Source organism: Polynucleobacter sp. 35-46-11 (assembly GCF_002281105.1).
Genome location: NZ_NCFJ01000112.1, coordinates 1 through 6,548, shown reverse-complemented (window position 1 = coordinate 6,548; position 6,548 = coordinate 1). Strand labels below are relative to the sequence as shown.

The window sequence follows — 6,548 nt, the reverse complement described above, 5'->3', positions numbered from 1 at the left end:
CGCTTAGCTTCGGCTGACGTTTTCGGGGGTGGGGAGAATGACTAATCTGGCTACCGCGCAGCAGCTTGCGCCGTCCAATTTACAACTGCCGGTTTCGGCTTATTTTGACGTTGAGCTCTATCAACGTGAAATTGAACTGCTTTTTAAGCAGGGGCCAGGCTATGTTGGTCACGAACTCATGGTTCCTGAAGTTGGTTCCTACCAAACTTTGACCTCAGAAAATGAAGGTCGACTCTTGGTTCGCAATCAAGATGGCATTGAACTCCTATCTAATGTCTGCCGTCACCGCCAAGCACTCATGCTTAATGGCAAAGGCAAAGCGGACAATATTGTTTGCCCCCTGCATCGCTGGACCTACGATTTAAATGGTCAACTCATGGGTGCGCCCCATTTTGAAGATAAGCCTTGTCTTAATCTAGGCAAATCCCCCCTGCAAAATTGGCAAGGGCTCTTATTTGAAGGTCCACGCGATGTTCGTGCCGATCTTGCCAAACTCGGTGTTGCCGATGATCTCAAGTTTGAGGGTTACGTTCTGGATCATGTTGAAGTCCATGAATGTAATTACAACTGGAAGACTTTTATTGAGGTCTACCTCGAGGACTATCACGTTGTTCCGTTTCATCCGGGCTTGGGTAAGTTTGTTTCTTGCGAAGACCTGCGTTGGGAATTCGGTGACTGGCACAGCGTACAAACTGTTGGTATTCATAAGAACCTTGAGAAACCTGGATCACCGGTTTATCAAAAGTGGCATGAAGCAGTTCTACGCCATCACGAGGGCAAAACACCTCGCCATGGCGCTATCTGGCTTACCTACTATCCGAATGTGATGGTCGAGTGGTACCCAGGCGTTCTCTGCGTTTCCACCTTGCACCCCATGGGTCCGAATAAAACTCGGAACGTGGTTGAGTTCTATTACCCGGAAGAGATCGCCCTCTTTGAGCGCGAATTTGTAGAGGCGGAGCGTGCAGCCTATATGGAAACCTGCATTGAAGATGATGAAATTGCAGAACGTATGGATGCCGGTCGGGCTGCCCTGCTAGCTCGCGGTCAAAATGAAGTGGGCCCATACCAAAGCCCCATGGAAGATGGCATGCAACATTTTCATGAATGGTACCGTCGCGCCATGAGTTACGAAGGCGCATAATTCAGTAACACCCATCCCGCTCTCAATAGGAAGCCATCATGACGCCTCTCATTACTGCAAATCAGTTGGAAGAAATCATTAACAGCGGTGAAAATGTATTGCTCTGTGATTGCCGCTTTGATTTAGTGGATCCCTTAGCAGGCCGCAAATCCTATCTTGAGGGTCATATTCCTGGCGCTCTCTATGTCGATCTAGACCACGATCTATCCGGTGAAAAGACGGGCAAGAATGGTCGTCATCCGCTACCTAGCCCTGAGGCTTGGGCGCAAACTAAATCACGCTTAGGTATTGACTCAAACACTTTAGTAGTTGCATACGATAATCAAGGCTCTGTATATGCCAGTCGCTTATGGTGGATGCTCAAAGCCACTGGCCATGCCAACGTGCAAGTATTAGATGGTGGCCTAGATGCTTGGAATGGCCCGATTGGCACAATGCCTCGCGAAGCAAAACCAACATCAACGCCAGTACCTACAATGCCTTATGTTGGCCTAGTAACAGTAGAGGAAGTTGTTCATAATCTCCAAGCCAAAAATAATATAGTTGTGGACGCTCGCGCAAATGATCGCTTCCATGGTCAAAATGAAACCTTAGATCCTGTTGGCGGTCACATCCCCAACGCGATTAATTATTGCTTCAGAGAAAATCTTTCCAAAAAAAGCTTCAAGGCACCAGAACAACTATTCAAAGACTTTCATGATCTCTTAGGCTCAACTAAAGCATCTGAAGTCATTCATCAATGCGGCTCTGGAGTAACTGCCTGCCATAACCTGTTGGCCATGGAAGTTGCCGGCCTCAAAGGCTCACGTCTGTATGCAGGTAGTTGGAGTGAATGGTGCGCCGACCCGAGCAGGCCAGTCGCACTTTAATGTAGTAACGAGAGCAAGATTACAAATCCAACGCCGCAAGCAATCAAAATCGTTTGACGTAAAGACTCCGCCCAGTGTGGGCGGCGATGCATTTGTGGAATGAGATCACTCACCGCAATGTAGATAAAACTACTTGCGGCAATCACGAGTAAGTAAGGCATTGCCGCATTTACTCTTTCCAAAAAGAAATAAGCCAATACCCCACCCACTACTGCAGATAAACCACAAATCAGGTTGTATATGAGTGCGCGCGTGCGTGTGAATCCTGCATTGAGCAGTACGATGAAATCCCCAATTTCCTGCGGGATCTCGTGAGCAATAATGGCAATCGTAGTAAAGATGCCGACTTGGTAATCGGCCATAAATGCAGCAGCAATCAAAACACCATCAACAAAATTATGTAATCCATCGCCTACCAAAATCATCCAACCGCTGCGACCCGCTACTTCTGCATCATGTCCATGGTGGTGGCCATGACCATCTCCTTCATGATGATGGCTATGACGTAGTAAAGCGATTTTCTCAAGCAAGAAAAAGCCCAGGAGACCTGCAAGCAAAGTAGCAAATAGCAACTTAGCATCCACGCCCGGCATCGTAAATGCCTCAGGTAATGAATGCAGCAAGGCAGTAGCCAACAAAACACCTACCGACACACTGACCATGCTGTGAACCATCTTTGACAGAAATGACAAAGAAAAGCTTGCCGCTACAAGAACGCTAGCGGCTCCCGCTAGCGCTGTTACCAGCACAATGCTTTGCAGTACTGACATGAAAATTAAGCAACCCCGTTTTGTTTAAACCAGGCAATACATTTTTCCCAGCCATCCTTCGCTGGACCTTCGCGATATAAAGCGCGATAGTCCGCATGGAAGCCATGGGGTGCATCTGGATAGACTTCAAAGCGGGAGGCTTTAGCAGCTGGATTTTTCGGGGCTGCTGCTGCAAGCGCTTGACGCATCTGCTCAACAGTTTCGAGCGAGATACCCGCATCTGCTCCACCGTACAAACCTAGGACCGGAGCTTTCAGGTCAGCAGCAATATCAACTGGGTGACGAGGATTGCCTTCAGTTTTTTCACCAACTAAGCGACCATACCAAGCTACACCAGCTTTGACCTGAGGCAACGTAGCTGAGAGCCAAGTAATACGACCACCCCAGCAAAAACCTGTGACGCCAACTTTTTTCACATCACCACCGTTTTTGCCAGCCCATTGAATGGCTGCCTGCAAATCATTTAAGACTTGAGAATCTGGAGTCTTGGCAACAATATTGCTCATGATCTCGGCAGTAGTTCCATAGGTATTAGGATCGCCTGCTCGGATAAAGAATTCTGGGGCAATCGCCATATAACCTAATTTAGCAAAACGTCTAGTAACGTCAGCAATGTATTCATGTACACCAAATATTTCGCTAGCGACGATCACAATCGGCAAATTACCTTTTGCTTTTTCTGGACGAGAAACATAAGCTGGCATCTGAAAGCTGCCGACTGGAATCATTTGCTCACCCGCTTTAATGCCCTTGAAATCCGTTTCGATTGCTTGTGCCATCACAGGCTCTGAGGCGGCTACAAAACCAATTCCCATCGTGGTTGCTGTAATAGCAGAGGCTTTCATGAAACCTCTTCTGTCGCTAGCAATTACTTTTGAATCTAAATCTTTTTTAGTAGTCATTTTTTGTCTCCTTACCTGTAATTAATGTGCTTCTTCCCAATTATCGCCAATCCCAATACCCACTACCAAAGGAACCTTCAGTTCAGCCACCTTACACATCAAATCAGGTAGCTTTGCCTGCAAGAGCTCCAGCTCATCTAAGGGTACGTCAAATACCAATTCATCGTGCACCTGAAGCAACATACGGGTCTTGAGACCCTCTTTTTCTAGCCAATTCTCAACCGCCACCATGGCCAATTTAATCAGATCAGCTGCAGTACCTTGCATGGGGGCATTAATTGCAGCCCGCTCCGCACCCTGACGACGAGGGCCATTCGAACCCTTAATCTCCGGCAGCCATAGGCGTCTGCCAAAGACTGTCTCGACATAGCCATTCTCTCTAGCCTCTAAACGAGTGCGCTCCATATATTGGGCCACACCTGGATAGCGATCAAAGTATTTGGCAATGTAATTCTGAGCTGCTGAGCGCTCAATGCCCAAGTTACCCGCTAAACCAAAAGCACTCATACCGTAGATCAGGCCAAAGTTAATGACCTTGGCATAGCGACGCTGCTCTGAATTAACACTCTCAAGCGGCACACCAAAAATCTCAGCAGCAGTTGCTTGGTGTACGTCTTTACCGGCAGCAAATGCAGCTAACAGATTTTCATCTTCAGCAATATGCGCCATGATGCGCAATTCAATTTGAGAATAGTCAGCAGAAAGAAGTTTGCAACCTTCCGCCGGAATAAACGCTTCTCGAATTCGTCGACCCTCTTCTGTACGAACAGGAATATTTTGCAAGTTTGGGTCGCTTGAAGCCAAGCGCCCTGTCACTGCAGTCGCCTGAGAAAAACTCGTGTGCACGCGACCGGTTTTAGGATCAGCCATGCGTGGCAGTTTCTCAATATAGGTCGACATTAACTTAGCAAGACTGCGGTAGTCCAAAATACGCGCAGGCAAAGGATAGTCTTCAGCCAACTTCTGTAAAACTTCTTCATCAGTCGATGGCGCACCCGATGGCGTTTTCTTAATTACCGGAAGCTCTAGCTGACCAAATAAAATTTCTGCGATCTGCTTAGGGGATTGAATGTTGAATGGCTGTCCAGCCAGCTTATGAATCTCTCCCTCCAAGGCAAGCAAACGCTTGCCGACCTCTTGGCCTTGCTGAGATAGCAGCGCCGAATCAATCCGAATGCCATTGCGCTCCATGATGCCAAGCACACGCATGGCTGGCATCTCAATGTTTTCATAAACATAAAGAAGGCCTGGGCTTGCCTGGATTTGAGGCCACAGTGCGTGGTGTAAACGCAAGGTAATGTCCGCATCTTCTGCCGCATAGTCTGTAGCGATCTTCAGATCCACTTGATCAAAACCAATCTGATGCACGCCCTTACCGCATACCTCCTCATACTTAATGGTCTTCATGCCGAGGTGTCGCTCGGCTAAGTTATCCATGTTGTGCGGCATATGTGATTCAAGTACATAAGACTCCAGCATGGTGTCAAATGCAATGCCCTGCAAAGTAATGTTGTAGTTCGCAAATATATGGCTATCGTACTTGAGGTTTTGACCTACCTTCAAATACAAAGCGCTTTCCAACCAAGGCTTCAGGCGGGCTAAGACTAATTCACGACTGAGTTGAGCCTCCCCATTACGGTGCGCCACTGGGATATAGCAGGCCTCTCCAGAGGTGACACAAAGCGAGATACCGACAATCTCAGCAGCTAGCGCATCCAAGCTAGTAGTTTCTGTGTCGACAGCTGTTAGTTCTGCACCTTCAATTTTTTTAATCCAGCGGTCTAGTGCAACCTCATCCACCACACACTCATAGTGTTTGGCAATAGCGCCTTGCAGATCCATTGTTTCTTGCGATAAGGCAGTTGTTGCCTCTGTAGCAGTAGGGCCAAACTTCTTGGTGTCAGCTTTTACATCTTCTTCCGAAGAATTTTTGATGGGACTGCCAGCTAAATCAAAACCGCCGCTAGCTTCAGGAGCCACTCCGCCCAACTGCTTCTCCACATCACGCAACCAAGTTTTAAATGCGTAGCGTTCAAACAGTTCACGCAAAAGCGGTGCATCCTCTGGTTTTGCGTGCAAGTCATCCAAGCCTGGAAGATGGGAGGATAAGTCGCAATCCGTTTTCACAGTAATCAGCTGTCGCGCTTGTGGAAGCCACTCCAAACTATTACGCAAGTTCTCGCCTACAACACCCTTCACTTGATCGGCATTTGCCATCAATTTATCCAGGTCACCAAACTCAGCTAACCATTTGTTGGCTGTTTTAGGGCCCGCCTTCGGAACACCGGGTACGTTGTCGACGGTATCCCCAATGATCGACAGGTAATCTACGATGCGCTCTGGAGGTACGCCGAATTTTTCGATAACACCATCGATATCCAACTTCTCATTGGTCATCGTATTAATCAAGGTAACCGAGGAATTCACTAACTGAGCCAAATCTTTGTCGCCGGTAGAAATAATGGTTTCCCAGCCAGCTTGGGTAGCTTGGCAAGCCAAGGTACCAATCACATCATCAGCCTCAACCCCAGAAACCATCAGTACTGGCCAGCCTAAGGCCTTGACCATCGCATGGATCGGCTCAATTTGTTTGACTAAATCTTCAGGCATGGGGGAGCGGTGCGCCTTGTACTCAGAGTACATTTCATCCCGGAAAGTCTTACCTTTGGCGTCAAAAACACAGGCAATATGGTCAGCCTTGAGTTCCGAGCGCGCTCGGCGCATCATATTGACCATCCCATAGATTGCCCCTGTTGGGTCACCCGCCCCATTTCTGAGGTCTGGCATGGCATGAAAGGCGCGATAGAGGTAGCTAGAACCGTCTACCAACAAGAGTCTATGTTTAGTCATACCGCAATCGTAC

5 protein-coding genes are annotated in these 6,548 nt (G+C 48.0%); 2 read left to right on the top strand and 3 right to left on the bottom strand.

Annotation, left to right across the window (positions count from 1 at the left end; all coding sequences use genetic code 11):
• Nucleotides 1-37 precede the first annotated feature (37 nt).
• A complete protein-coding gene (locus tag B7Y67_RS09255; RefSeq protein ID WP_293598396.1) occupies nt 38-1,144 on the top strand; it encodes an aromatic ring-hydroxylating dioxygenase subunit alpha in 1,107 nt (368 codons plus the stop codon).
• Nucleotides 1,145-1,182: 38 nt separating this feature from the next.
• Entirely contained in the window at nt 1,183-2,013 is an 831-nt protein-coding gene (locus tag B7Y67_RS09250; protein ID WP_293598395.1) for a sulfurtransferase, read from the top strand.
• Here B7Y67_RS09250 and B7Y67_RS09245 read toward each other — a convergent pair.
• Genes B7Y67_RS09245 through polA form a run of 3 tightly spaced genes read right to left on the bottom strand, consistent with a single transcriptional unit; the run spans nt 2,010 to nt 6,535 of the window.
• Nucleotides 2,010-2,783 (bottom strand): ZIP family metal transporter, encoded by a 774-nt coding sequence (locus B7Y67_RS09245; protein WP_293598394.1) that lies wholly within the window; start codon nt 2,781-2,783, stop codon nt 2,010-2,012. The two genes, B7Y67_RS09250 and B7Y67_RS09245, sit on opposite strands and share 4 nt — an antisense overlap.
• 5 nt (nt 2,784-2,788) lie before the next feature.
• Nucleotides 2,789-3,685 (bottom strand): dienelactone hydrolase family protein, encoded by an 897-nt coding sequence (locus tag B7Y67_RS09240; protein ID WP_293598393.1) that lies wholly within the window; start codon nt 3,683-3,685, stop codon nt 2,789-2,791.
• Between the two features lie 21 nt (nt 3,686-3,706).
• Nucleotides 3,707-6,535, bottom strand: a complete 2,829-nt coding sequence (gene polA / locus B7Y67_RS09235) for a DNA polymerase I (RefSeq protein WP_293598397.1) — start codon at nt 6,533-6,535, stop codon at nt 3,707-3,709.
• Between the last annotated feature and the right edge of the window lie 13 nt (nt 6,536-6,548).